This window comes from Pseudomonas graminis, from assembly GCF_900111735.1.
GTDB classification, from domain to species: Bacteria; Pseudomonadota; Gammaproteobacteria; order Pseudomonadales; family Pseudomonadaceae; genus Aquipseudomonas; species Aquipseudomonas graminis.
Genome location: NZ_FOHW01000042.1, coordinates 1 through 25,984, shown reverse-complemented (window position 1 = coordinate 25,984; position 25,984 = coordinate 1). Strand labels below are relative to the sequence as shown.

The following is a 25,984-nucleotide window of genomic DNA, read 5'->3' as shown; positions in this document are numbered from 1 at the left end:
CTGGCGGGTTTGACTGCTGGCAGAATGCGCAGCCTGCCTCGCTCAGGAATTCGATAATTATTTGCAATTGAGCGTCAAACGCCAAGGAGACCATGCTGAAATACCTGTGCGACAGCGCTGCGCTGATGGAAGGCAAAAGCCTTGGCTTCGAGGTTGATGAAATCAGGATTCTGGCCGTCCGGCGAGCGGGTCAGGTGTATGTGTACGCCAATCGGTGCCCGCATCGAGGGGTGGCGCTGGAATGGCAGGCCGATGAGTTTCTCGATGCCAGCGCCAGTCTGATCCAGTGTGCCACTCACGGTGCTCTGTTCCTCATCGAGAGCGGCGAGTGCGTGGCTGGCCCCTGCGAGGGCAAGTCCCTGCGGGCTATCGACTGCGGCGAGGACGCTCAGGGCATCTGGATCAACCCGGTTGCACCGGACTGAGCGGGCGCGTTTCCGTGAGGTGAATTTCAAGACGCCGATCAATGCGCACTTCGTCAGGGGTGAGCTGCACCCCATACGCGAGCACTTCAACCCCTGCCGCAGCCGCCTCTAGCAGGGCAGCGGCATACGCCGCGTCGATTTCGGCGGCGGGCCGCACGGCATCGATGCCTGTGAGGTTCACGCAATACAGCAACACCGCGCGCACGCCTTCCCGGGCCAGGGCAGCCAGTTCGCGCAGGTGTTTCGCGCCGCGCTGAGTGACCGCGTCGGGAAACGCAGCGACCCGGCTGTCATCAAAGCCCAGGGTCACGCTTTTGACTTCCAGATACAGCGGCCCATCGGGGTAATCCAGCCGGAAGTCGACGCGGCTGTTTTCCTGACCGTAGGCGACTTCGCGCTTGAGCGCCGTAAACCCTGCCAACTCCGTGATCACGCCACCCAGAAGCGCCTCTTCCACCAGCCTGTTGGCGCGCGCAGTGTTGACGCAGGCGAGCCGGCCTTGTGGTGTTTCAGTAATTTCCCAAGTGCCCGGCAGCTTGCGCTTGGGGTCATTGGATCTGCTGAACCAGACGCGGCCACCCGGCATCATGCAATTGAACATGGAGCCCGTATTGGGGCAGTGAATCGTCAGCAGCTCGCCGCTGGCGGTCTCGATGTCGGCGAGAAAGCGCTTGTAGCGTTGAATCAGCCGGCCTTGTTCAAGGGGAGGAGAGAAACGCATCAGCCTTGCCAGCTCCGCAGACCGCGGCCTATTCGCTCGACCGCCTCCTGAAGCCGAGGCAGGCTTTGGGTGTAAGCGAAGCGCACATGATGGCCGGCGCGATACCGACCGAAATCCAGCCCGGGTGTGAACGCGACATGCTCGGTTTCCAGGAAGTGATGGCAGAACGCGAACGCGTCGCCGCCGAACGCGCTGATGTCTGCGTATAGATAGAAGGCGCCCTCTGGCTCGACGGCGATGTTGAAACCCAGTTCGCGCAGCGCCGGAAGCAGGAAGTCGCGACGGCGTGCAAACTCGGCACGACGTTGTTCGAGGATCTCCAGGGTCTGCGGCTCGAAACAGGCAAGTGCCGCGCTTTGCGCCATGCTCGGCGCGCTGATGTAGAGATTCTGCGCCAGCTTTTCCAGATCACCGACCGCCGCCTCAGGGGCAACCAGCCAACCGAGTCGCCAACCGGTCATGCCGAAATACTTGGAAAAACTATTCAGCACGAAGGCGTCGTTGTCGACTTCCAGCACGCTGCTCGCGTCAACGCCGTAGGTCAGACCGTGATAGATCTCGTCAACCACGAGGTGGCCATCCCGAGCCTTCAAGGACGCCGAAAGCGCGGCCAGCTCATCGCGGTGCAGCAAGGTCCCGGTGGGATTGGCCGGAGAAGCCACCAGCGCACCGACGCTGTCCTCGTTCCAGTATTGGGCGACCAGATCGGCCGTCATCTGATAACGCACGTCCGGCCCCACGGGCACCAACTGCGCGGCGCCCTCCACCAGACGCAGAAAATGCCGGTTGCACGGGTATCCCGGATCGGCCAGCAGCCAGTGTTTGCCGGGGTCGACCAGCAGACTCGCCGCCAGCAGCAACGCGCCCGAACCGCCCGGCGTGATCAGAATTCTGCCCGGATCGACGTTCACGCCGTAACGCTGAGCGTAAAAGCCCGAGATCGCCTCGCGCAGTTCCGGCAGACCACGGGCCGCCGTGTAACGAGTCTTGCCAGCGGCCAGCGCCGCCTGACCGGCCTTGATGATCGGCTCGGCCGTGGTGAAATCCGGCTCGCCGATTTCCAAGTGGATGACGTCATGCCCCGCCGCCTGCAGTTCATTCGCCCGCGCCAGCAGCGCCATGACATGAAAGGGTTCTATGGCGCGGCTGCGCGCACTGTAGGGCTGGGGCATGGGCCTTCCTTTGGTGAGGGGTGGCGAGACAAGTCGCCGATTCTACTCATTCGCCCGAGCGGGCTACAGCGTTCATCCGCCTGGACAGCAGTGACTTGCAGCCGACAGTCCGGAAAACCGGGGACTTGCGCCGCAGGCGCTAAACTCGGCGCACCGCAAAATAGATAAAACCGGGCGCTCAGGCTGTGGTCATAGTCCATGTGCGTGCTGCGGGCCATCCTCGACAACCGGGAGTAGCGCGCTCCGATTCGATCTGGTAAGTTCGCCCGCTTGCAGCCGCAGGGCCGGCAGGTGTCGGCGATGGATCTTAACCTGTGTAATGGCTTAGAAGAGTGAGAGGCGGTCCGTTCATGCCCACCGAAGAAAAGCAAAAGAGCACCCCGGCAATCAGTGGTTTCGAACCCTACGTCGCGACGAAGGGTGAGGAATACATGGGCGACCCCATGCGCAAGCACTTCACCAAGATCCTGTCCAAGTGGAAACAGGAACTGATGGTAGAAGTTGACCGCACGGTTGTTCACATGAAGGACGAGGCGGCTAACTTCCCTGACCCTGCCGACCGTGCAAGCCAGGAAGAGGAGTTCGCGCTGGAACTGCGCGCCCGTGATCGTGAGCGCAAGTTGATCAAGAAGATCGACAAGACGCTGCAGCTGATTCAGGACAAGGAATACGGCTGGTGCGAATCGTGCGGCGTCGAGATCGGTATCAAACGCCTTGAGGCCCGCCCAACGGCCGACATGTGCGTTGACTGCAAAAGCCTCGCTGAAATCAAGGAAAAACAGGTCGGTAAGTGATCCTGTTGATCCAGTAAAAAGGACGCCTCGGCGTCCTTTTTTGTTTCTTGCCGAGATCGACTGAACACGCGCTGGCGTGGGCCGGAAAGTCACCTACCGGTGCGTTGCGCTTTCCCACACGGGACAACGCGTCGTCCGGTATTTCGTACGTTTTATTTCCAGTACCATCAGCGCCCATGAAAAACCCTTCTTATATAGGGCGCTTTGCGCCAACCCCCAGCGGTTATCTGCACTTCGGCTCTCTGGTCGCAGCCCTGGCTTCGTACCTCGACGCGCGCTCGGTCGGCGGAAAATGGTTGATGCGCATGGAGGATCTCGACCCTCCCCGGGAGGTTCCGGGTGCCCAAGGGGGAATACTCCAGACGCTGGAAGCCTACGGATTCGAGTGGGACGGCGAACTGGTGAGGCAAAGCGACCGGCATGAGGCTTACCAGGCGATCATCCATCGGTGGTTCAGCCACGGGCTCGCTTACGCGTGCACCTGTTCGCGCAAGCAACTGGAAGGCTACAACGGCATTTACCCGGGTTTTTGCCGGAATGCGGGGCACTCACCCGAGGACGCGGCCATCCGGATTCGGGTACCTGAGCTGGAATACCGCTTCGAAGACCGCGTGCAGGGCGAGTTTCGTCAACATCTGGGGCGCGACGCGGGCGATTTCATCATTCGTCGGCGGGACGGCTTTTACGCCTACCAACTGGCGGTTGTACTCGACGACGGCTGGCAAGGCGTGACTGACATCGTCCGCGGAGCTGATCTGCTCGACTCCACGCCGCGCCAGCTGTACCTGCAAGAACTGCTGGGCCTGCCGCAACCGCGCTACCTTCATGTGCCGCTGATCACCCAACCCGACGGCCATAAACTGGGTAAATCCTACCGCTCGCCGCCACTGCCGCCCGATCAGGCCACGCCGTTGCTGCTCCGGGGTTTACGTGCCCTGGGGCAAACGACGCCGGGTGAACTGGACGACGCTACGCCCCGGGAGGTGCTGGACTGGGCCATTGCGCACTGGGATGCCGATTCGATACCCCGCCTGGCCGCTATCGAGGAAGCTCGAATAGACTGAGCCGGCGCGGCCGATTCATAGGGAGGCAGGACAAAGCTGGCGCAAACGTCGCTTGCAGCCCCATCGCCATCCGTTACCATGCCGCTCCGCCATCTTCTGATCAGTCAACTGGGAGGCCAAATGTACATTTATCGATTGGTCCTGCTGCTGGTGGTGGGCATCTATCTGTTTTCCCCGGCCATCATGGACTGGTGGATAGACGCCACGGGTGCCTGGTACAGGCCGTACATGCTGTGGCTGATCCTGATCGTCGTGACCTTCATTCTGCAGAGCCAACGAGATGCCGATGAGCTTTAGCCTGACCCAGATGATTCTGGTCAGCGCCGCCTACCTGACGGTGCTGTTCGGCGTTGCCTGGATCAGCGAACGTGGCCTGATCCCGCGCTGGATCATCCGTCACCCCCTGACCTACACGCTGTCACTTGGCGTCTACGCCAGTGCGTGGGCGTTTTACGGCACGGTGGGGCTGGCTTACGAATACGGCTACGGTTTTCTGTCGAGTTATCTGGGGGTGTCCGGCGCTTTTCTGCTCGCCCCCGTCCTGCTCTACCCCATTCTCAAGATCACCCGTACCTACCAGATGTCGTCACTGGCCGACCTGTTTGCGTTCCGCTTTCGCAGCACCTGGGCGGGCGCACTGACCACCATCTTCATGCTGATTGGCGTGTTGCCGTTGCTGGCACTGCAGATCCAGGCCGTGGCCGACTCCATCGGCATCCTCACCCGCGAACCCGTGCGCAACTACGTGGCCTTTGCGTTCTGCGCACTGATCACGCTGTTCACCATTTTCTTCGGCTCGCGCCACATCGCCACACGGGAGAAGCACGAAGGTCTGGTATTCGCCATCGCCTTCGAGTCGGTCATCAAGCTGGTCGCCATCGGCGGCATCGGTCTCTACGCGCTGTACGGCGTGTTCGATGGGCCGCAGAGCCTTGAGCAGTGGCTGCTGCAAAACCAGAGCGCACTGGCGGCGTTGCACACGCCATTGCAGGAAGGCCCGTGGCGGACGCTGCTGCTGGTGTTCTTCGCTTCGGCGATCGTGATGCCGCACATGTATCACATGACTTTCACCGAAAACCTCAATCCGCGCTCGCTGGTCAGCGCAAGTTGGGGTCTGCCACTGTTTCTGTTACTGATGAGTCTGGCGGTCCCACTGGTGCTGTGGGCCGGATTGAAACTGGGCGCCACTACCAGCCCTGAATATTTCACCTTGGGCATCGGCATCGCTGCCCACAGCAAGACCTTGGCATTGCTCGGCTACATCGGCGGGCTTTCCGCTGCGAGCGGGCTGATCATCGTCACCACGCTGGCGCTGTCCGGCATGGCGTTGAACCACCTGGTGCTGCCGCTTTACCAGCCGCCTGCCGAAGGCAATATCTATCGCTGGCTGAAGTGGACCCGGCGCGGCCTGATTGTCGCAATCATCATGGCCGGCTTTGGTTTCTATCTGTTGCTCGGCGCCAAGCAGAACCTGGCGAATCTGGGCATCGTCGCGTTCGTTGCGACATTGCAGTTCCTGCCCGGTGTGCTGTCGGTGCTGTACTGGCCGGCCGCCAACCGCCGCGGTTTCATGGCCGGGCTGATTGCGGGCATCGCAGTCTGGACCATCAGCATGCTGCTGCCGCTGATCGGCGACTTTCAGGGGTTCTATATCCCGCTGCTGAACATGATTTACGTGCTGGATGACACCAGCTGGCACATGGCGGCGATCGCTTCCTTGGCGGCCAACGTGCTGGTGTTCACCCTGATTTCACTGTTCAGCAATCCCAGCCCCGAAGAAGCGAGCGCAGCCGAGGCCTGCGCGGTGGACAACGTTCGCCGGCCACAGCGTCGCGAACTGCACGCAGCCTCCCCCCAGGAGTTTGCCACCCAACTGGCCAAACCACTGGGCGCGAAAGCCGCGCAGAAGGAAGTCGAACAGGCGCTGCGGGATCTTTATCTGCCGTTCGACGAGCGCCGGCCTTATGCACTGCGGCGTTTGCGCGACCGCATCGAAGCCAACCTTTCCGGGCTGATGGGGCCAAGCGTAGCGCAGGACATGGTCGAAACCTTCCTGCCTTACAAATCCGGCAGCGAGAACTACGTCACCGAAGACATCCACTTCATCGAAAGCCGCCTCGAGGATTACCACTCCCGCCTCACCGGCCTGGCTGCCGAACTCGACGCCCTGCGCCGTTATCACCGCCAGACCCTGCAAGAACTGCCGATGGGTGTGTGCTCGCTCGCCAAGGATCAGGAGATCCTGATGTGGAACAAGGCCATGGAAGAGCTGACCGGCATCGGCGCTCAGCGCGTCGTCGGATCACGGCTCGAGACCATCGTCGATCCCTGGAAGCAGCTCCTGCTGGGTTTCATCAATGTCCCTGACGAGCACTTGCACAAGCAGCGCCTGGGCCTGGACGGGCAGACTCGCTGGCTCAACCTGCACAAGGCCGCCATCGATGAGCCGCTCGCGCCGGGCAACAGCGGGCTGGTGATTCTGGTTGAAGACCTGACCGACACCCAGATGCTCGAAGACAAACTGGTGCACTCCGAACGGCTTGCCAGCATTGGCCGACTGGCCGCCGGTGTTGCCCACGAAATTGGCAACCCGATCACCGGCATTGCCTGCCTGGCGCAGAACCTGCGCGAAGAGCGCGAAGAAGACAGCGAGCTGACGGAAATCAGCAGCCAGATCATCGAGCAGACCAAGCGCGTTTCCCGCATCGTGCAGTCACTGATGAGCTTCGCCCACGCCGGCGGGCATCAACACGCCGACGAACCCGTGTGCCTGGCAGAGGTGGCGCAGGACGCCATTGGTCTGCTGGCGCTGAACCGGCGCAATTTCGAAGTGCAGTTCTATAACCTGTGCAACCCGAACCACTGGGTGGACGGCGATCCACAGCGGCTCGCACAGGTGTTGATCAATCTGCTGTCAAACGCCCGGGACGCATCGCCCGCGGGCAGTGCGGTGCGCGTGAAAAGCGAGGCCTCCGAACACACGGTCGATCTGATCGTCGAAGACGAAGGCAGCGGTATTCCGAAAGCCATCATGGACCGCTTGTTCGAACCTTTCTTCACCACCAAGGATCCGGGCGAAGGAACAGGACTGGGGCTCGCGCTGGTCTATTCCATCGTTGAAGAGCATTATGGACAAATCACCATCGACAGCCCGGCTGACCCCGAGCACCAACGCGGAACCCGGATTCGGGTGACCTTACCGCGACATGTCGAAGCGACGTCCGCCGTGAACTGAGACCGTCGAGAGAACCGAATCAATGCCTCACATTTTGATCGTGGAAGACGAAACCATCATCCGCTCCGCCCTGCGTCGACTGTTGGAACGTAATCAGTACCAGGTCAGCGAAGCCGGATCCGTGCAGGAAGCTCAGGAACGTTTCAGCATCCCGTCGTTTGACCTGATCGTCAGCGATTTGCGTCTGCCCGGCGCGCCCGGCACAGAGCTGATCAAGCTCGGCCAGGGCAAGCCCGTGCTGATCATGACCAGTTACGCCAGCCTGCGCTCGGCCGTGGACTCGATGAAAATGGGCGCGGTGGATTACATCGCCAAACCCTTCGACCACGACGAGATGCTTCAGGCCGTCTCGCGCATCCTGCGTGATCGCCAGACACTGCAAAGCATGCAGGCCGAACGCGCCGCCACCAGCAAGACTTCGACCGGTGACAAAGCCGGTCCGGACAACAGCAACGGCGAGATCGGCATTATCGGCTCGTGCCCGCCGATGCAGGACATGTACAACAAGATTCGCAAAGTCGCGCCGACTGACTCCAACGTGCTGATTCAAGGCGAGTCCGGTACGGGTAAGGAGCTGGTAGCCCGTGCGCTGCACAACCTGTCGCGTCGCGCCAAGGCCCCGATGATTTCGGTCAACTGCGCAGCGATTCCGGAATCCCTTATCGAGTCCGAGCTGTTCGGTCACGAAAAAGGCGCGTTCACCGGCGCCAGCGCCGGGCGTGCCGGTCTGGTCGAAGCGGCGGATGGCGGTACCCTCTTCCTCGACGAGATCGGCGAGCTACCGTTGGAAGCTCAGGCGAGACTTCTGCGCGTCTTGCAGGAAGGCGAAATTCGCCGCGTCGGCTCGGTGCAGTCGCAGAAAGTCGACGTGCGCCTGATTGCAGCGACTCACCGCGACCTCAAGAGCCTGGCCAAAGTCGGCCAGTTCCGCGAAGACTTGTACTACCGCCTCCACGTGATCGCGCTGAAACTGCCCGCATTGCGTGAGCGCGGCGCGGACGTCAATGAAATCGCCAATGCGTTCCTGGCGCGGCAAAGCCTCAAGGCCGGTCGCAATGACCTGCGTTTTGCACCGGATGCCGAGCAAGCGATTCGGCACTATTCGTGGCCGGGTAATGTCCGGGAACTGGAGAATGCGGTCGAGCGCGCGGTAATCCTGTGCGAGAGCCCGGACATTTCTGCAGAGCTGTTGGGCATCGATATCGAACTCAGCGATCTCGACGTCAACGAATTCATCGGCCTTGCGCCCCAGGCGTCAGGCTCGTCGAGCTCCACGGCTGGAGAGCCTACCGAGGACTTGTCGCTGGAGGACTATTTCCAGCACTTCGTCCTGGAGCATCAGGACCACATGACTGAAACCGAGCTGGCTCGCAAGCTGGGGGTCAGCCGCAAGTGCCTGTGGGAGCGTCGCCAACGCCTGGGCATTCCGCGACGCAAGACCGGAGTGGCCAGCGAAACGTAAGCGCTTCCCTGCGCAGGCTCTGGCACGCGGGTTACGGGGAATGTGAAAAAACTGTTACCTCATAAAAGCTGACGTAACAAAACCGGGGCGTACGGTAACGAACCCCCGGTTTTTTTTCGCCCGCGCAAAATAGCGTCAATTTGCCACACCCTTGAATTCAGAGGCGTGTAGCGCGTTTTTCGAAAGTTGGCACAGGTACTGCTATATGTATCCGTACAAGAACAACAAAAATCAGTCACCCGCAAAACCAACATAATAAAAACAAGACGAAACGACTCACGCATAACAAGAACAACACGGCGGAGGCGCAGCTAACTGATTCTTTTGGAGAGGCGTTGCATTTGGGACTTGTCCCGCAACCAGGCCGAGAACAACAAAAACTACCCTTAGGTAGAGCCTGAACTGGTTGGATCGATAGATCACTGCCGCACAGCGACCAAAGCAATCCGTTTGCTCTTGACTCCCGATTGGGAGGTTTCACAGGCGAAAGCCGTGAATTGGGCGGTCAACAACAATAAAAAGCCCATCAGACAATAAAAATAAGAGCACGCACTTTGGGGGAGCTTCGGCTCCCCCAGTAGCATCTGCAGTAAACCCCTTCCCCGCTCGACACCCCGCACCCGCTGTGCAGCCAGCCCCGCACGCACCTATCGCGCTGCCTCCTACACCATCCCTCGACTAAATGCTAGAATCCCCGCCCATCGTGCGGTCACTCTTCGAAATTGGCCGAATATTCCTTCAAACAGTGCCTCCCATGCTGAAGAAGCTGTTCCAGTCATTCCGTTCCCCACTGCGCAAGCCGCAGCAACATGTGCGCACAACGCCTGAAGTGCTCAGCAGCAGCCAGCACTCGTTGCAACGCAATCAATTCAGCCGCTACGCGGTCAACATCGTCGAGCGCCTGCAGACTGCCGGCTACCAAGCCTATCTGGTTGGCGGCTGTGTCCGCGACATGATGCTCGGCATCACGCCCAAGGATTTCGACGTCGCCACCAGTGCCACGCCCGAGCAGATCCGCGCCGAGTTTCGCAACGCCCGTATCATCGGCCGCCGCTTCAAGCTGGTTCACATCCATTTCGGCCGTGAAATCATCGAAGTCGCGACCTTCCGCGCCAATCACCCGATCGACGACGAAGATGAAGACAGCAACCAGTCTTCGCGCAACGAGAGCGGGCGCATTCTGCGTGATAACGTCTACGGCACCCTCGAAGACGACGCCCAGCGTCGGGACTTCACGATCAACGCCCTTTATTACGACCCGGTCACCGAACGCGTCCTCGATTACGCCAATGGCGTGCACGACATTCGCAATCGCCTGATTCGTCTGATCGGTGATCCGCAGCAGCGTTACAAGGAAGACCCGGTGCGCATGCTGCGGGCCGTGCGTTTCGCCGCCAAGCTGGATTTCGGCATCGAGAAGCACAGCGCCACACCGATTCGCCCGCTGGCGCCCATGCTGCGCGACATCCCTTCGGCGCGTCTGTTTGAAGAAGTGCTGAAGCTGTTCCTCTCGGGCTACGCCGAGGCGACGTTCGAGATGCTCGTCGATCTCGAACTGTTCGAGCCACTGTTCCCGGCCAGCTCCAAAGCGCTGGAACACAACCCGACTTACACGCACACCCTGATCAGCGACGCGCTGGCCAACACCGATCTGCGCATCAAGCAGAACAAACCGGTGACGCCGGCATTCCTGTTTGCAGCGCTGCTGTGGCCTGCCCTGCCCGCCCGCGTGCTGCGTCTGCAAGAGCGCGGCATGCCGCCGATACCGGCCATGCAGGAAGCGGCCCACGAGCTGATCACCGAACAGTGCCAGCGGATCGCGATTCCGAAACGTTTCACCATGCCGATCCGCGAGATCTGGGACATGCAGGAACGTCTGCCACGCCGCTCGGGCAAACGCGCCGACCTGCTGCTGGAAAACCCGCGCTTCCGTGCCGGCTACGACTTCCTGTTGCTGCGTGAGTCGGCTGGCGAAGAAACCGACGGCCTTGGTGAATGGTGGACGGACTACCAGGACGCCAATGATTCCGGACGCCGCGACATGATTCGTGACCTGGGCAGCAAGCCCGACGCGACCGGCCAGGGCCCGCGCAAACGTCGTCGCAGCAGCAGCGGCAAGCGCAAACGCGCCGGCGTCGACGGGGCGGAATAACACCCGATGATCGAGCGCGTTTACGTCGGCCTGGGTAGCAACCTGGCCGACCCCGCCGAACAGTTACGCGAAGCGATCAAGGCCATGGGCCTGTTACCGCAAAGCAGCCTGTCCGGCGTTTCCTCTTTTTATGTCAGCGACTCGCTGTTGCCGGGTCAGCCGCGTTACACCAATGCGGTCGCGGCGATCGACACCTCACTCCCCCCGCTCGCGCTGCTCGACGCCTTGCAAGGCATCGAAAACGATCAGGGCCGCAAGCGCCTCGAACGCTGGGGACCGCGCACGCTGGACCTCGACATCTTGCTGTTTGGCGATCGCGTCATTGATGAGCCGCGACTGAAGGTGCCGCATTACCAGATGCAGGTGCGCGCGTTTGTGCTGTATCCACTGGCCGAGCTGGCGCCGGGGCTCACCCTTGCTGATGGCCGCGCGCTGAATGATTTGCTTGCCCAGTGCCCGTTCGAAGGCCTGGAGCGATTGCCGAGCTGACGCCGTTCTGCGGGCACGTTGAAACCTGCAACACCCGGAATTGACTTCCCGCCCCCTCCTCACGAAGATAAGCGTCCCAAAGCCGGACGACCGGCCGAAAGGCGCGGATCAGGCCGTTGCAAACATCGCGAAACGACGATGTGCCTGCCTCCCAAGATGAATCACGCGTTGCTCGCCGCAGTATTCACAGCGCCTGAATGAGGACTTTTCATGCCCGATATCACCGTTACGTCCCTGCTGGCTCTGAAGCAGAAAGGTGAAAAAATCACCATGCTGACCTGCTACGACGCGACTTTTGCCCACACCGCCAGCCAGGCCGGCGTGGAAGTGCTGCTGGTCGGCGACTCGCTGGGCATGGTCCTTCAGGGCCACGACAGCACGCTGCCCGTCACCACCGCTGAAATGGCGTACCACGTGGCCGGCGTCAAACGCGGCAACCAGGGCGCGCTGATTCTGGTGGATCTGCCGTTCATGTCCTACGCCACTCCCGAGCAGACCTTCGCCAACAGCGCCACGCTGATGCAAGCGGGCGCACACATGGTCAAGATCGAGGGCGCGGCGTGGCTCGCCGACTCGATCCGGCTGCTCGCCGAGCGCGGCGTTCCCGTGTGCGCCCACATGGGCCTGACGCCTCAGGCGGTCAACGTGCTGGGCGGCTATAAAGTGCAGGGGCGTCAGGAGTCACAGGCGCGGCAGATGCGGGCCGACGCGATTACCCTGGAACAGGCCGGCGCTGCGATGATCCTGCTGGAGTGTGTGCCGAGCGAACTGGCCCAGGAAATCACCCATGCCGTAAAAATTCCGGTGATCGGGATTGGCGCCGGCAGCGCCACAGATGGTCAGGTGCTGGTGCTTCACGACATGCTCGGCCTGTCGATCATCGGACGTGTGCCCAAGTTCGTGAAGAATTTCATGGCCGGTCAGCCGGACATCCAGTCGGCGATCGCCGCTTATGTCAGCGCGGTCAAGGACGTCAGCTTCCCCGCCCCAGAACACGGATTCTCGGCATGAACACAGTCAAAACCGTTCGCGAGTTGCGCGCCGCCGTCGCCCGCGCACGCAGCGAAGGCAAACGCATCGCCCTGGTGCCCACCATGGGCAACTTGCACAGCGGCCATATCGCCCTGATCACCAAAGCCGTTCAACGGGCTGATTTCGTGATCGCCAGCATCTTCGTCAACCCGCTTCAGTTTGGCCCCAACGAAGACCTGGCATCGTACCCCCGCACACTGGCCGCCGATCAGGAGCAATTGCTTCAGGCCGGGTGCCACTTGTTGTTCACGCCAACGGTGGAGGAAATGTACCCCCATGGCATGACCGATCAGACCATCGTGCGCGTGCCGGTGGTGTCTGAAGGTCTGTGTGGCGGCAGCCGTCCTGGTCACTTCGACGGCGTCTCGACGGTGGTCAGCAAGCTGTTCAACATGGTGCAGCCGGACATCGCGATTTTCGGTCAGAAGGATTTCCAGCAACTGGCCGTCGTCAACGCGCTGGTGCGTGACCTGAACATGCCCATTCAGATCATCGGCGAACCCACCGTGCGTGCCGCCGACGGCCTGGCGCTGTCGTCGCGCAATGGCTACCTGACTGACGAACAGCGCGCTGCAGCGCCTGCGTTGTACCGCGTGATCAAACAGATCGGCACCTCCTTGCAGAATGGCCAGCAGGATCACCAGCAGTTGGTCAGCGATGGCATCAAAGCCCTCGAAGCAGCAGGCTTTCGTCCTGATTACCTGGAGATTCGCAATGCAGTCAGCCTGCGCCCTGCGACCCCGGATGATCATGATCTGGTTGTGCTGGGCGCGGCGTTCATGGGCAAGACGCGCCTGATCGACAACCTGCATCTGGTCAAGGAATAACCAGTACACCCTGCTGAAGGATGCGCCCGGTCATGTGTAAAGCAAAAGTCACGTGATCGGACGACCATCTGCGCCTATGCTCAGTTCGCAAAACCGGTTGTGCAGCGCAGGCCTTGGCCTTCGCAGGACGCTGGCGATGAACTTAGCCAGACCCGCAATGCCATACCGATACAGTTCGTGTCAGACCAGCAACTCTACTCTGTGAGAAAAAGTACCGAGCAAGGTTAAAGCAAGGCGCAGACATCGGCGTTGCCGGGGACTAGTCTCTGATGCACCCACGAATTCATGTCCCAATCCTGCTTTTCAGTGTCCAAAAGGCAGTTCAAGTACAAGGAAACCCGCAGCGATGGCGTACTACCGCACTCCTCATGACGTCACTACCCTGCCCGCCTGGCAGGCGCTCAAAGATCACCGCGAAGCGATGCAGAATTTCAGCATGCGCGACGCGTTTAACGCAGACCCGAAGCGTTTCGACGAATTCACGCTCAGCAGTGCCGGTCTGTTTCTCGACTATTCGAAGAACCTGATCACTGCCGAGACGCGCCAGTTGCTGGTCAATCTGGCCAACGAAGTCGGCCTGAAAGAAGCCATCAAGGCGCAGTACGACGGCGAACTGGTCAATGCTTCGGAAGGTCGACCTGCGCTGCACACCGCGCTGCGTCGTCCGGTGGGCGACAAGCTGCTGGTCAACGGCGTCAACGTGATGCCGGAAGTGCACAAGGTGCTGAACCAGATCACTGATCTGGTCGGGCGCATCCACGACGGTCTCTGGCGTGGCTACACCGAAAAGCCGATCACTGACGTGGTCAATATCGGCATCGGCGGCTCGTTCCTGGGCCCGGAGCTGGTGTCCGAAGCGCTGTTGTCCTACGCACAGAAAGGCGTTCGCTGCCATTACCTGGCAAACATCGACGGCACCGAGCTGCACGAGCTGACTCAGAAGCTGCGCGCCGAGACCACGCTGTTCATCGTTTCGTCCAAGACCTTCACTACCCTCGAAACCCTGAAGAACGCCACCGCTGCCCGCGCCTGGTACCTCGCTCAGGGCGGGTCCGAAGCAGAGCTCTATCGCCACTTCATCGCGGTGTCGAGCAACAACGCCGCGGCGGTTGCGTTCGGCATTCGTGAAGAGAACATCTTCCCGATGTGGGACTGGGTCGGCGGCCGTTACTCGCTGTGGTCGGCCATCGGTCTGCCGATTGCGCTTGCCATTGGCATGTCCAACTTCAAGGAGCTGTTGTCCGGCGCCTACACCATGGACCAGCACTTCCAGAACGCCGAGTTCGAAGAGAACATGCCGGTCCTGCTGGGCTTGCTGGGTATCTGGTATGGCAATTTCTGGGACGCGCAAAGTCACGCGATCCTGCCGTACGACCATTACCTGCGCAACATCACCAAGCACCTGCAACAGCTGGACATGGAATCCAACGGCAAGAGCGTTCGCCAGGACGGCGTGCCGGTCAAAACCGACACGGGCCCGGTCATCTGGGGTGGCGTCGGCGCGAACGGTCAGCATGCTTACCACCAGCTGCTGCACCAGGGCACACAAATGATCCCGGCCGATTTCATCGTGCCGATCGTCAGCTTCAACCCGGTGTCCGACCATCACCAGTGGCTGTACGCCAACTGCCTGTCCCAGAGCCAGGCATTGATGCAGGGTAAAACCCGCCCCGAAGCCGAAGCCGAACTGCGCGCCAAGGGCGTACCGGAAGAAGAAGTGCAGCGTGTCGCGCCGCACAAGGTCATTCCGGGCAACCGTCCGAGCAACACCATTGTCGTCGAGCGCATCAGCCCTCGCCGCCTGGGCGCACTGGTTGCCATGTACGAGCACAAAGTGTTCGTGCAAAGCGTGGTCTGGGGCACTAACGCCTTCGACCAGTGGGGTGTTGAACTGGGCAAGGAGCTGGGCAAAGGCGTTTACAGCCGCCTTGTCGGCACCGACGAAACGGTCGCTGAAGACGCTTCGACCCAGGGCCTGATCAACTACTTCCGCGGTCGTCACCGCGGCTGATCTGCCGTCCTGTAACACCCTCGAAACCCGCTGTCTCGCAAGAGGCAGCGGGTTTCTTGCGTCTGGGTGCCTCAGTCTTCTATGTCGGGCAGCACCGTCGGGTCGAGTTGCACGGTGTGCTGCGCCGGGTTGCGCACGCAGATGAACTTATCGTCACGCGGCCCTTCCGTGGGGCCGACGCGGCGAAGGTGCATCAAGGACCCGCACCACGGGCATTGCGCGGTGAGACGATTTACCCTCAGACGCCCTGCCTGGCTGATTTCAAGATAGTGCCGGGAGCCGAAGAAATGCTCGAATTTGCGTCGACGAAGCACGGCTGACATTACGACGGCCATGACCGCGACGATGAATAAAAACATGAAGAACGTTGACCACGAACTCTGCTCGCCAAAGGGCGGCCGGTACAGGGTGAAGTAGAGCCCGATCATGGTGCCCACCCCGGTGATGTAACCGAAGACGGAAACGTTCTTGCTGTCGACGCTGAGCCCGCCTAACGCCGGATGGCGCTCAATGCGCAATTGCTCGGGTGTAAATGTCGGGCGCTCGTTGTGACTGATGTTTACGTTGGCGCCACGAAAGTCGCCGACGCCGACGTTCAGGCTGTTGTCGCCACTTTGAGTGCCATGGTTATCGTTGGACAAAAGGGGGCTCCTGAAGCATCACCGCTGGAATGGCCGGCGATTGTCACTGCGTTCACACGTGCCGGACATCAGCCCGATCCGGAACCTGAGTGGGAATCAGAGACACTTTCTGTCATACATCTCTGAAGGAAAAAGCCCGGGCTCCATTTGAGCAGTCACCACATCACCAGGCGAAAAAGGGCTTAAATTATCATCGTCATTCATGCAACCATGCTCTCCCTTGATCCGGCTGCCCTTGCTGTTTTATTCACCTTTTCAAGCCCGGGCCGGCGCCGCGTCGCACACCACTGAGGATTCGCATCATGCAAGACGTCGTAATCGTTGCCGCTACCCGCACCGCGGTAGGCAGTTTCCAGGGTTCGCTGGCGAATATTCCTGCGGTGGATCTCGGCGCCGCCGTCATCCGCCAACTGCTGGCGCAGACCGGTCTGGACGGTGCGCAGGTGGATGAGGTGATCATGGGCCAGGTGTTGACGGCGGGTGCCGGGCAGAATCCTGCACGTCAGGCTGCGATCAAGGCGGGCTTGCCGTTCACAGTGCCGGCCATGACGCTGAACAAGGTTTGCGGCTCGGGCCTCAAGGCGCTGCATCTGGGGACGCAGGCAATTCGCTGTGGCGACGCGGAAGTGATCATCGCCGGCGGCCAGGAAAACATGAGCCTGTCCAACTATGTGATGCCGGGCGCGCGAACCGGTCTGCGCATGGGCCACGCGACGATGGTCGACACGATGATCAGCGACGGCCTCTGGGATGCGTTCAACGATTACCACATGGGCATCACGGCCGAGAACCTGGCCGATAAATACGACATCAGCCGTGAAGCGCAGGATGCGTTTGCCGCTTCGTCGCAACAGAAAGCCGCCGCTGCCATCGAGGCCGGGCGCTTCGTGGATGAAATTACCCCGATCCTGATTCCTCAGCGCAAAGGCGATCCGCTGTCCTTCGCCACCGACGAGCAGCCACGCGCGGGCACTACCGCTGAATCCCTGGGCAAGCTCAAGCCAGCCTTCAAAAAGGACGGCTCGGTCACGGCAGGCAATGCGTCGTCGCTGAACGACGGTGCGGCAGCGGTCATTCTGATGAGTGCCCGCAAAGCAGAAGAACTGGGTTTGCCGGTGCTGGCGCGGATTGCCGCTTACGCGAATGCTGGCGTTGACCCGGCGATCATGGGCATCGGCCCGGTGAGCGCAACCCGCCGCTGCCTGGACAAGGCGGGTTGGTCCCTGGATGAGCTGGATCTGATCGAAGCCAACGAAGCCTTCGCCGCGCAGTCATTGTCGGTTGGCAAAGAGTTGGGCTGGGACATGAACAAGGTCAACGTCAACGGCGGCGCTATCGCCATCGGCCACCCGATCGGCGCGTCGGGCTGCCGCGTGCTGGTGACCCTGCTGCACGAAATGATCAAGCGCGACGCGAAGAAAGGCCTGGCGACGCTGTGCATTGGTGGCGGACAAGGCGTGGCGCTGGCGTTGGCCCGCTAAAAGCAAAGGCTCTTGTAGGAGCGCGCTTGCCCGCGAAGAGGCCGGCGTGAACACCCTCAATTTCGAGGTGTTACGCCTGACGCCTTCCCGGCTAAAGCCGGTCCCACTAAAAGCACGCGGTCAGTCAGTGGGACCGGCTTCAGCCGGGAAGAGGCCGGTTCGAACACCCTGAATTTTGCGGTGTGGCGCCTGGCGCCTTCCCGGCTAAAGCCGTTCCCACTAAAGCACGCGGTCAGTCAGTGGGACCTGCGTCACATGCCGATCACTGCCAGCCAAACTTGCGCACATAGAACCCTTTCACCGCCTGGGTCAGCGCTACGTACGCGATCAGGATCACCGGCAGGATGGCGAAGTACAGCGGTGGCAGCGCCTGCAATTTGAAGTAGTGCGCCAGCGGGCCCATTGGCAGGAAGATCCCCACGGCCATGATCACCCCCGTCATCACCATCAACGGCATCGCCGCACGGCTTTGCAGGAACGGGATTTTCGGTGTGCGGATCATGTGCACGATCAGTGTCTGCGTCAGCAGGCCCACGACAAACCAGCCCGACTGGAACAGGGTCTGATGCTCAGGGGTGTTGGCGCCGAACACGTACCACATGACCGCGAACGTGGTGATGTCGAAGATCGAGCTGATCGGCCCGAAAAACAGCATGAAGCGTCCTACATCCGCAGGCTGCCAGCGCTGGGGTTTTTTCAGCAGTTGCTCATCGACGTTATCGAACGGGATGGCGATCTGGGAAATGTCGTACAGCAGGTTCTGCACCAGCAGGTGCATCGGCAGCATCGGCAGAAACGGGATGAACGCACTGGCCACCAGCACCGAGAACACGTTGCCGAAGTTCGAACTGGCCGTCATCTTGATGTACTTGAGCATGTTGGCGAAGGTCCGGCGCCCTTCCAGCACGCCCTCCTCCAGCACCATCAGGCTCTTCTCCAGCAGAATGATGTCGGCGGCTTCCTTGGCAATGTCCACTGCGGTGTCCACGGAAATACCGATGTCGGCCGTGCGCAGCGCGGGCGCGTCGTTGATGCCGTCGCCCATGAAACCCACCACGTGGCCGTTGGCCTTGAGCAGCCGCACGATGCGCTCCTTGTGGGAAGGCGTCAGTTTGGCGAACACGTTGGTGATCTCGACCGCGGCCGCCAGTTCGGCGTCACTCATGCGTTCGATGTCACCGCCCAGCAGCAGGCCCTGACGCTCCAGCCCGACTTCGCGGCAGATCTTCGCGGTAACGCGCTCGTTGTCGCCAGTCAGCACTTTCACCGCCACGCCATGCTCGGCCAGCGCTTTGAGGGCCGGCGCCGTGCTTTCCTTCGGTGGATCGAGAAACGCCACATAACCGATCAGGGTCAGGTCGCTTTCGTCAGCCAGGCCGTAGGTGTCGCGGCCTGCCTCCATAGGACGCGCGGCCACGGCCACCACGCGCAGACCTTCTTCGTTGAACGCAGCGGTGACGCTCAGAATGCGCTCGAGCAGTTCAGGCGTCAGCGCTTCTTCGGCATCGCCGTGGCGCACGCGGTTGCACACGCCCAGCACTTCTTCCAGCGCGCCTTTGCAGATCAGCAGATGCGGCTCGCGCTGCTGCTGCACCACCACCGACATGCGCCGGCGATTGAAGTCGAACGGCACCTCATCGACCTTGCTGAACGCGGTGCCGACTTGCAGATCACGGTGAATCTCGACGTGCTCCAGTACCGCAACGTCCAGCAGGTTTTTCAGGCCGGTCTGGTAGTAGCTGTTGAGGTAGGCCATTTCCAGAACGTCGTCGGACTCGTCGCCCCAGATGTCGACATGGCGTGCGAGAAAAATCTTGTCCTGGGTCAGCGTGCCGGTCTTGTCGGTGCACAGCACGTCCATGGCGCCGAAGTTCTGGATGGCGTCGAGACGTTTGACGATGACTTTCTTGCGCGACAGAAACACCGCGCCCTTGGCCAGCGTCGACGTAACAATCATCGGCAGCATTTCCGGGGTCAGGCCGACAGCGATGGACAGCGCGAACAGCAGCGCTTCCATCCAGTCGCCCTTGGTGAAGCCGTTGATGAACAGCACCAGCGGCGCCATCACGAACATGAAGCGGATCAGCAGCCAGCTGACTTTATTGACTCCGGCCTGAAACGAGGTCGGCGCGCGGTCAGTGGCGCTGACCCGCTGCGCCAGTGCGCCGAAATAGGTGTGGTTGCCGGTGGCCAGAATGACGCCCGTCGCAGCGCCGGACACCACGTTGGTGCCCATGAACAGAATGTTTTCCAGGTCCAGCGGGTTGCCCGTATCAACGTCCTGACGCCGGGCGAATTTCTCCACCGGCATGGATTCGCCAGTCATCGCGGCCTGGCTGACGAACAGGTCCTTGGCGCTGAGCACGCGGCAGTCCGCAGGGATCATGTCGCCAGCAGACAGCACGATGAGGTCGCCCGGCACCAGTTGCTTGATCGGTAGCTCGATCCGTTTTTGCCGGGCGTTATCGTCAGCGTCGAGGGTGCTGTCGGCGCGACGCATGACCGTCGCGGTGTTGCTGACCATTGCCTTGAGGGCGTCGGCGGCCTGATTGGAGCGTGCCTCCTGCCAGAAGCGCAGCAGTGTGGAGAGCACGACCATGGAGAAAATCACCGTGGCGGCTTTCATGTCTTCGGTCAGCCACGAGATGAACGCCAGCAGGGTCAGCAGCAGGTTGAACGGGTTTTTGTAGCAGTGCCACAGGTGCACCCACCATGGCAGCGGCTGTTCGTGCTCGACTTCGTTGAGGCCATGTTGCTCGCGCAGGCTTTGCGCTTCGGTGTCAGTGAGGCCGTCGGCATGGCTGCCCAGGCGTGCGAGCAATTCAGGCACATCGCTGCTGGCGCCGCGGGTCAGGGTTTGCGCAAGAGTGGGCGGCACTTCGCGGCTGACGGTGGCCTCGGCCACGCTGTCGAGCGTCGCCAGCCGACGGAAGTGCCGGCCGAGTTTGCGGGTGCGGACGAAGTCTGCGAGGAATTCTTTCAGGAGGGTGTACTTCATGGTTATGTCCCCTGGACTGAAGGCTGCTGGAGCTGAAAGCACAGGAACCTTGAGCGGGTACGGCCGACCTCAGGCGCCGCGCTCGTTCATGAGCAGGCACCGCAGGCTGGCCCGCGCAGCAAATGCCACGCGCGTCCGATGCGCAGACGAACGACAGACACGTCGGTCATCACGCAGGATTGGGCGTCAGGGAAAGGACAGGGAAGCGGGCTCTGATCAGAGTCCGCGGGCACTGCCGCTTCTCACGTTGTCGGCGAGATAGCGGCAGTGAAAAGACTGCGCGTTATCGTGCCGAGGATTGGCCGGTCGTTATCACCGGCTGACGTCTGTCACTCGAACAAGTACCCACTGTGGGTCTCCGCATTGGTTGAAAACGGGCGAAGCATACGCCCGGGTTTTATGAGAGTAAATCGCCAGCACGAAGGGTGTGCGGGTTTTGCTGAAGTCTTCAGGAACGGTTCAGGAACCGGGCGATGACACCCCTTGTAGGAGCGCGCTTGCCCGCAATGGCGTCAGATCTGACACCCCAACGTCGGCTGACTCACCTCAGTTTCTGTAGGAGCGCGCTTGCCCGCGATGGCGTTAGTTCTGACACCCCAAGGTCGGCTGATTCACCTCAGTTTCTGTAGGGGCGCGCTTGCCCGCGATGGCGTCAGATCTGAAACCTCCAGGTTGATTGACTCACCTCAGTTTCTGTAGGAGGGAGCTTGCTCGCGATGGCGATAGGTCTGCGAAGAGGATGTGGTCTGACACGCCGCTATCGCGAGCAAGCTCACTCCTGCAATGGTTTGCGGCGAGGGCAGTGCGAAAGTCCGTAGAAGCTTGCTGGCGAACAGGCGGCAACACCGGCATTGGCCTTGCTGATAAACTCCCACGCCCTCATTCCTGCCCCAAGGCCGAGCATGTCTTCGTTGAATCAGGCGCTCAGCGTCGCCCTCGATAATCGTCAGTCCCTGCTGGCGGAACTGCACGCCCAAGGCACCGACTTTTATCGCCTGTTCCACGGCAGCCAGGAGGGCGCGAGCGGGCTGACCGTCGACCGTTACGGCCCGCAATTGCTGGTGCAGAGCTTTCACAACAGCCTGGATCTCGATTCCCTGCTGGCGCTGCACGCCGCCGTCAATGCGCGGCTGGGCCTGGAACTGATGCTGGTTTACAACGACCGCTCCCAAGGCAACTCGCGGGTCGACCGGACAGACCCGATCTACAAAGCCGACGACGCTGCGCTGGCCGATCTGGTGGGTCATGAGTGGGGCCTCAATTACCGGGTGCGCGGTCGTCATGCCGGGCAGGATCCGCTGCTGTTTCTCGACCTGCGCAACACACGCGGCTGGGTCAAGCAACATGCCACCGGCAAGAGCGTGCTCAACCTGTTCGCCTACACCTGCGGCGTCGGCCTGAGCGCGGCGGCGGGTGGCGCGCGCGAGGTGTGCAACCTGGATTTCGCCGAGGGCAATCTGGCCGTCGGTCGCGAGAACGGCCTGCTCAATCCGCAGCTGCCGACCATGGAGTTCGTCCAGTCGGATTACTTCCCGGCCATTCGCCAACTGGCCGGGCTGCCCATCGCTTCCCGTCGTGGCCACAAGCTGCCAAGTTACGTGCGCCTTGAGCAACGCCAATATGATCTGGTGCTGCTGGACCCGCCGGCCTGGGCCAAGAGCGCGTTCGGCACAGTCGATCTGCTGCGCGATTATCAAAGCCTGCTGAAACCCGCGCTGCTGACCACCGCCGAAGACGGTGTGCTGATCTGCTGCAACAATCTGGCGAAGGTCAGCCTGGACGACTGGCGCGAGCAAGTGTTGCGTTGCGCCAGCAAGATCGGCCGGCCGGTGCGCGACTGCCAGGTGCTGACCCCGGGCGCCGACTTTCCGTCACAGGATCAACAGCCCCCGCTCAAGACATTGATCTTGCAGCTGTGATGCGTGATCTGGCCTAAGGAAATTTCCCACAAGGATTGAAGCGACTGGATTCGGAACCAGATTGGCGTGCCATACTCCAAGGACCTCCCATCGAGAGAGTCGGCGACTTACATGCCCAAAGGATTGAAACGCGCCATCGGCGCCCTGCTGGCCGTCTTCGCCATTTACAGCGTGCTGGGGTTTCTGATCCTGCCGGGCGTTGCATTGCGAATCATCAATCAGCAACTGGCAAATTACGCCACTGTGCCGGCCAGGCTTGATCGTCTGGAACTCAATCCCTACAGTCTGGAAGTCACCCTCTGGGGCCTGAATATCGGGGCGCCGGGCAAGGAGGAAGTCGGTTTCGCACGGCTTTACGCCAACCTGCAAATCGACAGCCTGTGGACAAAAGCCCTGCACCTCAAGGCGGTCGAACTCGATAAACCCAAGACCGAGCTGCTGTTCGCCAAAGACGGCACGCTCAACCTGGCCGGCCTGTTCAAGCTGCCCGCCGGCGAACCTGCAAAACCCGACGAGCCCCCAAGCAAACCGTTTCCGCTGCGCATCGGCGAGATCAAGCTGGCCGACGGCTACGTGCATTTCCAGGACATGCGCCCCAGCGAGCCCATCGAGTTTCTCTACGACGCGCTGAATTTCGAGCTGAAAAACCTCAGCACGCTGCCGGAAGACAACGCCGACATGACCCTGGTTGCCGCCGGACCTAACGGCGGTCAGATCGACTGGGTCGGGCGCATCAGCCTTGTGCCCATCTCGTCCGAAGGCACGCTTAAAATCACCGACGGCAAGATGGAAGTCTGGTGGCCCTACGTGCGCGACGCGCTGCCCCTGGTGCTCAAAGACGGCGTGCTGAATTTCGATACCCATTACAAACTCAGTCTGGCCAAGGAAACCGAGCTGTTGCTGGACAAAACGTCCCTGAGTGTCGCGCCCTTCGCCATCGACGCCCCGGACGGCAGACCGCTGGCTCGCCTGAAAAAACTCAGCGTGAGCGACACGTCGATCGATCTGGCCAAGCAGTTGGTGAGCGTCGGCAAGATTCGCAGTGAAGGCTTGGAAACCTGGGCGACAAGGGAGTCGGACGGTGAGCTGGACTGGCAGAAGTTGTTCGCCAGTCAGCCTTCTAAATCCCAGGCGAAAAAGGTTGAGGCTGAAAAACAGCAGCCCGCCACTGCTACCAGTACGGAAACCACCGCCAGCGCAAAACCGGCGGCGCCGAGCAAACCTTGGCAAGTGTTGCTGCGCGATATGCAGCTGCGCGATTACCGGATTCACCTTGCCGACAAAGTGCCCAAGGAGCCTGTGGCGATTGATGTCGGCCCGCTGAACCTGGACCTGACCGGCTTCGACAGCCTCAACAAGTCGCCCTTCAAGCTCAAGCTCGACACCGGTGTGGGCAAGCAAGGCAAGCTGACCGCCGAGGGCGAAGTGAATCTGGCGCCGGTTCGCGCCAACCTCAATGTCACCACCCGCGATATCGACTTGCGTGTCGCGCAGTCCTACGTCACGCCGTTCATTCGTCTGGAAGTGCGCAGCGGCATGCTCAACAGCGATCTGGCGGTGGACCTGAAAAGCACCGAGCCGTTGGCGCTGGGCATTACCGGCAAGGCGCAGGTGGATCAGCTGCACACCCTCGACACGCTCAAGTCGCGGGACTTCGTGAAGTGGCAGCGACTGAATGTCGAGGGCCTGAATTTCCAGCTGGGCGATAGCCTGACCATCGCTGCGATCAATGTCGATCAGCCGTATGCGCGGTTCATGATTGCCGACGATCGCTCGACCAATATCGACGATCTGCTGATTCCGCAGCCTGCCGGCCTGGCGCCTGCCGGGCCGAAAGCCAAGGCCGCCGCCAGCAGCGAAAAGCCGATGGGCATTCGCATTGGCGAGGTCAACATCACCAACGGCTCGGCCAACTTCGCCGACTTCAGCCTGACGCCGAACTTCGCCACGGCCGTTCAGCAGCTCAACGGCAAGATCGGCACGCTGGATAACCGCCAGGACAAACCTGCGACGGTGAATATCAACGGCAAGGTTGACCGTTACGCGCCGGTGACCATCAAGGGTGCGCTGAACCCGTTCAACCCGATGGCGAGTCTGGACATCGCGACCAGCTTCAAGCGCGTGGAACTGACCACGTTGACGCCCTACTCCGGCAAGTTCGCCGGTTATCGCATTCGCAAGGGTCGTTTAAATCTGGATCTGCATTACCTGATCACCAAAGGCCAGCTGAAGGCTGAGAACAAGGTGGTGGTCGAGCAGCTGCAATTGGGTGAAAAGGTCGACAGCCCGGACGCGGTGAACCTTCCGCTGAAACTGGCGATTGCCCTGCTCAAGGACACCGACGGCAAGATTTCCATCGAGCTGCCGGTAACGGGTGACCTCAACAATCCGCAGTTCAGCGTCATGCCGATCGTCTGGCAGACCCTGCGCAATCTGGTGGTGAAGGCTGCAGCGGCGCCGTTCAAATTCATCGGCGGATTGATCAGCGGCGGTGGCGGATCCGAGGATTTGGGTACGGTGGCCTTCGCGCCAGGGGCTGATGAATTGAGCCCTGAGGCGATGGCTTCGCTGGACAAGCTGGCGGCGGGACTGAAGGCACGTCCAGCGTTGCGTCTTGAGATTGAAGGCACCAGCGCTGAAGCCAGTGACGGCCCATTGCTTGCCCAGCAACGACTGGAGCGCGAATACCAGAGCACGTATTACAAGATTCTTCAGCGTCGCGGCGACAAGGTGCCTGCGCAGCCGAGTGATCTGACGGTGCCTGTGGATGAAAAGGCGCCGATGCTTGACGGCATTTATCGCACCCGCCTGAAACAGCAACCGCCGGCCGAGTGGGTGAACCTGGGCAAGGAAGAGCGTCAGAACAAGCTGCGCGAGGCGGTGCTCAACTCCTGGAGTTCGAGCGCACTGCTGCTCCGTCAGCTCGGTCAGGCCCGGGCCGGAAGCATCAAGGATTATCTGGTCGACAAGGGCCAACTGGCGGATGAGCGGGTGTATTTCATCGACACCACCCTTGGCAAGCCGGAGAAAGACGGCCGCGTCATCAGCCCCCTGCACCTCGACAGCGAGTAATGATTTTGAAGAATGCGATAACGAGGATGGCGTTGATTCTCGGTATGACCGCCCTGGTGGGCGTGGCCCAGGCGGATACATTGCGCTGCGGCAGCCAGCTGATCAGCGTCGGCGACCGGATGTTTGAAGTGCAGCAGAAATGCGGCCAGCCGGTCAGCCAGGACATCATCGGCTACAAGGAAACCGTCAATCACTACCGCCAGGTGGATCAGGTGCAGGTCCAGGAATGGATCTACGGCCCGAGCAACGGCATGTACCAGTATTTGCGGTTTGAAGGCGGGCGCTTGGTGAGGATTGATAGCAAACGCGGGAGGTAATGGCTGCGGAAGATTTATTGTAGGACCGGCTTCAGCCGGGAAGAGGCCAGTGTGAACACCGTACATTTGCGGAGTGACACCCGACGCCTTCCCGGCTGAAGCCGGTCCCACTATTAGTGCGCGGTGCTTCAGTAGGATGTGTTTAGACCCCCGCGGACTCAAGCCTGCCGCA

Annotated in this window: 19 protein-coding genes; 15 read left to right on the top strand and 4 right to left on the bottom strand. The window is 61.0% G+C overall.

Going from position 1 to position 25,984, the window contains the following annotated elements:
* Positions 1 to 95: 95 nt before the first annotated feature.
* Complete coding sequence (locus tag BMY98_RS22770) at positions 96 to 425, top strand: Rieske (2Fe-2S) protein (RefSeq protein ID WP_074892653.1); 330 nt, start codon at positions 96 to 98, stop codon at positions 423 to 425.
* On the opposite strand, the gene sfsA is transcribed toward BMY98_RS22770, so the two are convergent.
* Both sfsA and BMY98_RS22760 read right to left on the bottom strand, forming a co-directional pair.
* The gene (gene sfsA / locus BMY98_RS22765; protein WP_074892637.1) at positions 403 to 1,146 is read right to left on the bottom strand and encodes a DNA/RNA nuclease SfsA; all 744 of its coding nucleotides are present in this window, start codon (positions 1,144 to 1,146) and stop codon (positions 403 to 405) included. The genes BMY98_RS22770 and sfsA overlap by 23 nt on opposite strands.
* Positions 1,146 to 2,318, bottom strand: a complete 1,173-nt coding sequence (locus tag BMY98_RS22760) for a pyridoxal phosphate-dependent aminotransferase (protein WP_074892636.1) — start codon at positions 2,316 to 2,318, stop codon at positions 1,146 to 1,148. Before BMY98_RS22760 ends, sfsA begins: the two co-directional genes overlap by 1 nt.
* A 350-nt stretch (positions 2,319 to 2,668) precedes the next feature.
* Here BMY98_RS22760 and dksA point away from each other — a divergent pair, with 350 nt between their 5' ends.
* The 10 genes from dksA to pgi all read left to right on the top strand — a co-directional run bounded on the left by dksA (position 2,669) and on the right by pgi (position 15,384).
* Entirely contained in the window at positions 2,669 to 3,112 is a 444-nt protein-coding gene (gene dksA, locus BMY98_RS22755; RefSeq protein ID WP_065988293.1) for an RNA polymerase-binding protein DksA, read from the top strand.
* A 176-nt stretch (positions 3,113 to 3,288) separates the two neighbouring features.
* Complete coding sequence (gene gluQRS, locus BMY98_RS22750; protein ID WP_074892635.1) at positions 3,289 to 4,176, top strand: tRNA glutamyl-Q(34) synthetase GluQRS; 888 nt, start codon at positions 3,289 to 3,291, stop codon at positions 4,174 to 4,176.
* 120 nt (positions 4,177 to 4,296) lie between these two features.
* Entirely contained in the window at positions 4,297 to 4,473 is a 177-nt protein-coding gene (locus tag BMY98_RS27045) for a hypothetical protein (protein WP_002552060.1), read from the top strand.
* Positions 4,457 to 7,411: a sensor histidine kinase gene (locus tag BMY98_RS22745; RefSeq protein ID WP_139214562.1), complete on the top strand. Its 2,955-nt coding sequence runs from the start codon at positions 4,457 to 4,459 to the stop codon at positions 7,409 to 7,411. Before BMY98_RS27045 ends, BMY98_RS22745 begins: the two co-directional genes overlap by 17 nt.
* Before the next feature lie 22 nt (positions 7,412 to 7,433).
* Positions 7,434 to 8,873 (top strand): sigma-54-dependent transcriptional regulator, encoded by a 1,440-nt coding sequence (locus BMY98_RS22740; protein WP_074892633.1) that lies wholly within the window; start codon positions 7,434 to 7,436, stop codon positions 8,871 to 8,873.
* Between the two features lie 754 nt (positions 8,874 to 9,627).
* A complete protein-coding gene (locus tag BMY98_RS22735) occupies positions 9,628 to 11,025 on the top strand; it encodes a polynucleotide adenylyltransferase PcnB (RefSeq protein ID WP_074892632.1) in 1,398 nt (465 codons plus the stop codon).
* A gap of 6 nt (positions 11,026 to 11,031) precedes the next feature.
* On the top strand, positions 11,032 to 11,514 hold the full coding sequence (gene folK / locus BMY98_RS22730) for a 2-amino-4-hydroxy-6-hydroxymethyldihydropteridine diphosphokinase (RefSeq protein WP_074892631.1): 483 nt from the start codon (positions 11,032 to 11,034) through the stop codon (positions 11,512 to 11,514).
* Between the two features lie 210 nt (positions 11,515 to 11,724).
* Complete coding sequence (panB, locus tag BMY98_RS22725; RefSeq protein ID WP_074892630.1) at positions 11,725 to 12,525, top strand: 3-methyl-2-oxobutanoate hydroxymethyltransferase; 801 nt, start codon at positions 11,725 to 11,727, stop codon at positions 12,523 to 12,525.
* Positions 12,522 to 13,373 (top strand): pantoate--beta-alanine ligase, encoded by an 852-nt coding sequence (gene panC / locus BMY98_RS22720; protein ID WP_074892629.1) that lies wholly within the window; start codon positions 12,522 to 12,524, stop codon positions 13,371 to 13,373. The genes panB and panC overlap by 4 nt, the downstream gene beginning before the upstream one ends.
* Positions 13,374 to 13,719: 346 nt before the next feature.
* Positions 13,720 to 15,384, top strand: coding sequence for a glucose-6-phosphate isomerase (pgi, locus tag BMY98_RS22715; RefSeq protein ID WP_074892628.1), 1,665 nt, complete (start codon positions 13,720 to 13,722; stop codon positions 15,382 to 15,384).
* Between the two features lie 71 nt (positions 15,385 to 15,455).
* Here pgi and BMY98_RS22710 read toward each other — a convergent pair whose 3' ends face one another.
* Positions 15,456 to 16,025: a hypothetical protein gene (locus tag BMY98_RS22710; protein WP_074892627.1), complete on the bottom strand. Its 570-nt coding sequence runs from the start codon at positions 16,023 to 16,025 to the stop codon at positions 15,456 to 15,458.
* Positions 16,026 to 16,327: 302 nt separating this feature from the next.
* On the opposite strand from BMY98_RS22710, the gene BMY98_RS22705 reads away from it, so the two are divergent.
* Positions 16,328 to 17,506 (top strand): acetyl-CoA C-acetyltransferase, encoded by a 1,179-nt coding sequence (locus tag BMY98_RS22705; RefSeq protein WP_074892626.1) that lies wholly within the window; start codon positions 16,328 to 16,330, stop codon positions 17,504 to 17,506.
* A 262-nt stretch (positions 17,507 to 17,768) separates the two neighbouring features.
* Here BMY98_RS22705 and mgtA read toward each other — a convergent pair whose 3' ends face one another.
* Positions 17,769 to 20,504 carry a magnesium-translocating P-type ATPase gene (mgtA, locus tag BMY98_RS22700; RefSeq protein ID WP_074892625.1) on the bottom strand — a complete coding sequence of 912 codons (2,736 nt, stop codon included), beginning with the start codon at positions 20,502 to 20,504 and terminating at the stop codon, positions 17,769 to 17,771.
* A gap of 902 nt (positions 20,505 to 21,406) precedes the next feature.
* Here mgtA and BMY98_RS22695 point away from each other — a divergent pair.
* The 3 genes from BMY98_RS22695 to BMY98_RS22685 all read left to right on the top strand — a co-directional run bounded on the left by BMY98_RS22695 (position 21,407) and on the right by BMY98_RS22685 (position 25,812).
* On the top strand, positions 21,407 to 22,423 hold the full coding sequence (locus BMY98_RS22695; protein WP_074892624.1) for a class I SAM-dependent rRNA methyltransferase: 1,017 nt from the start codon (positions 21,407 to 21,409) through the stop codon (positions 22,421 to 22,423).
* A gap of 111 nt (positions 22,424 to 22,534) precedes the next feature.
* Positions 22,535 to 25,495, top strand: a complete 2,961-nt coding sequence (locus BMY98_RS22690) for a DUF748 domain-containing protein (RefSeq protein WP_074892623.1) — start codon at positions 22,535 to 22,537, stop codon at positions 25,493 to 25,495.
* Between the two features lie 26 nt (positions 25,496 to 25,521).
* Positions 25,522 to 25,812, top strand: coding sequence for a DUF2845 domain-containing protein (locus tag BMY98_RS22685; RefSeq protein WP_074892622.1), 291 nt, complete (start codon positions 25,522 to 25,524; stop codon positions 25,810 to 25,812).
* Positions 25,813 to 25,984 lie beyond the last annotated feature (172 nt).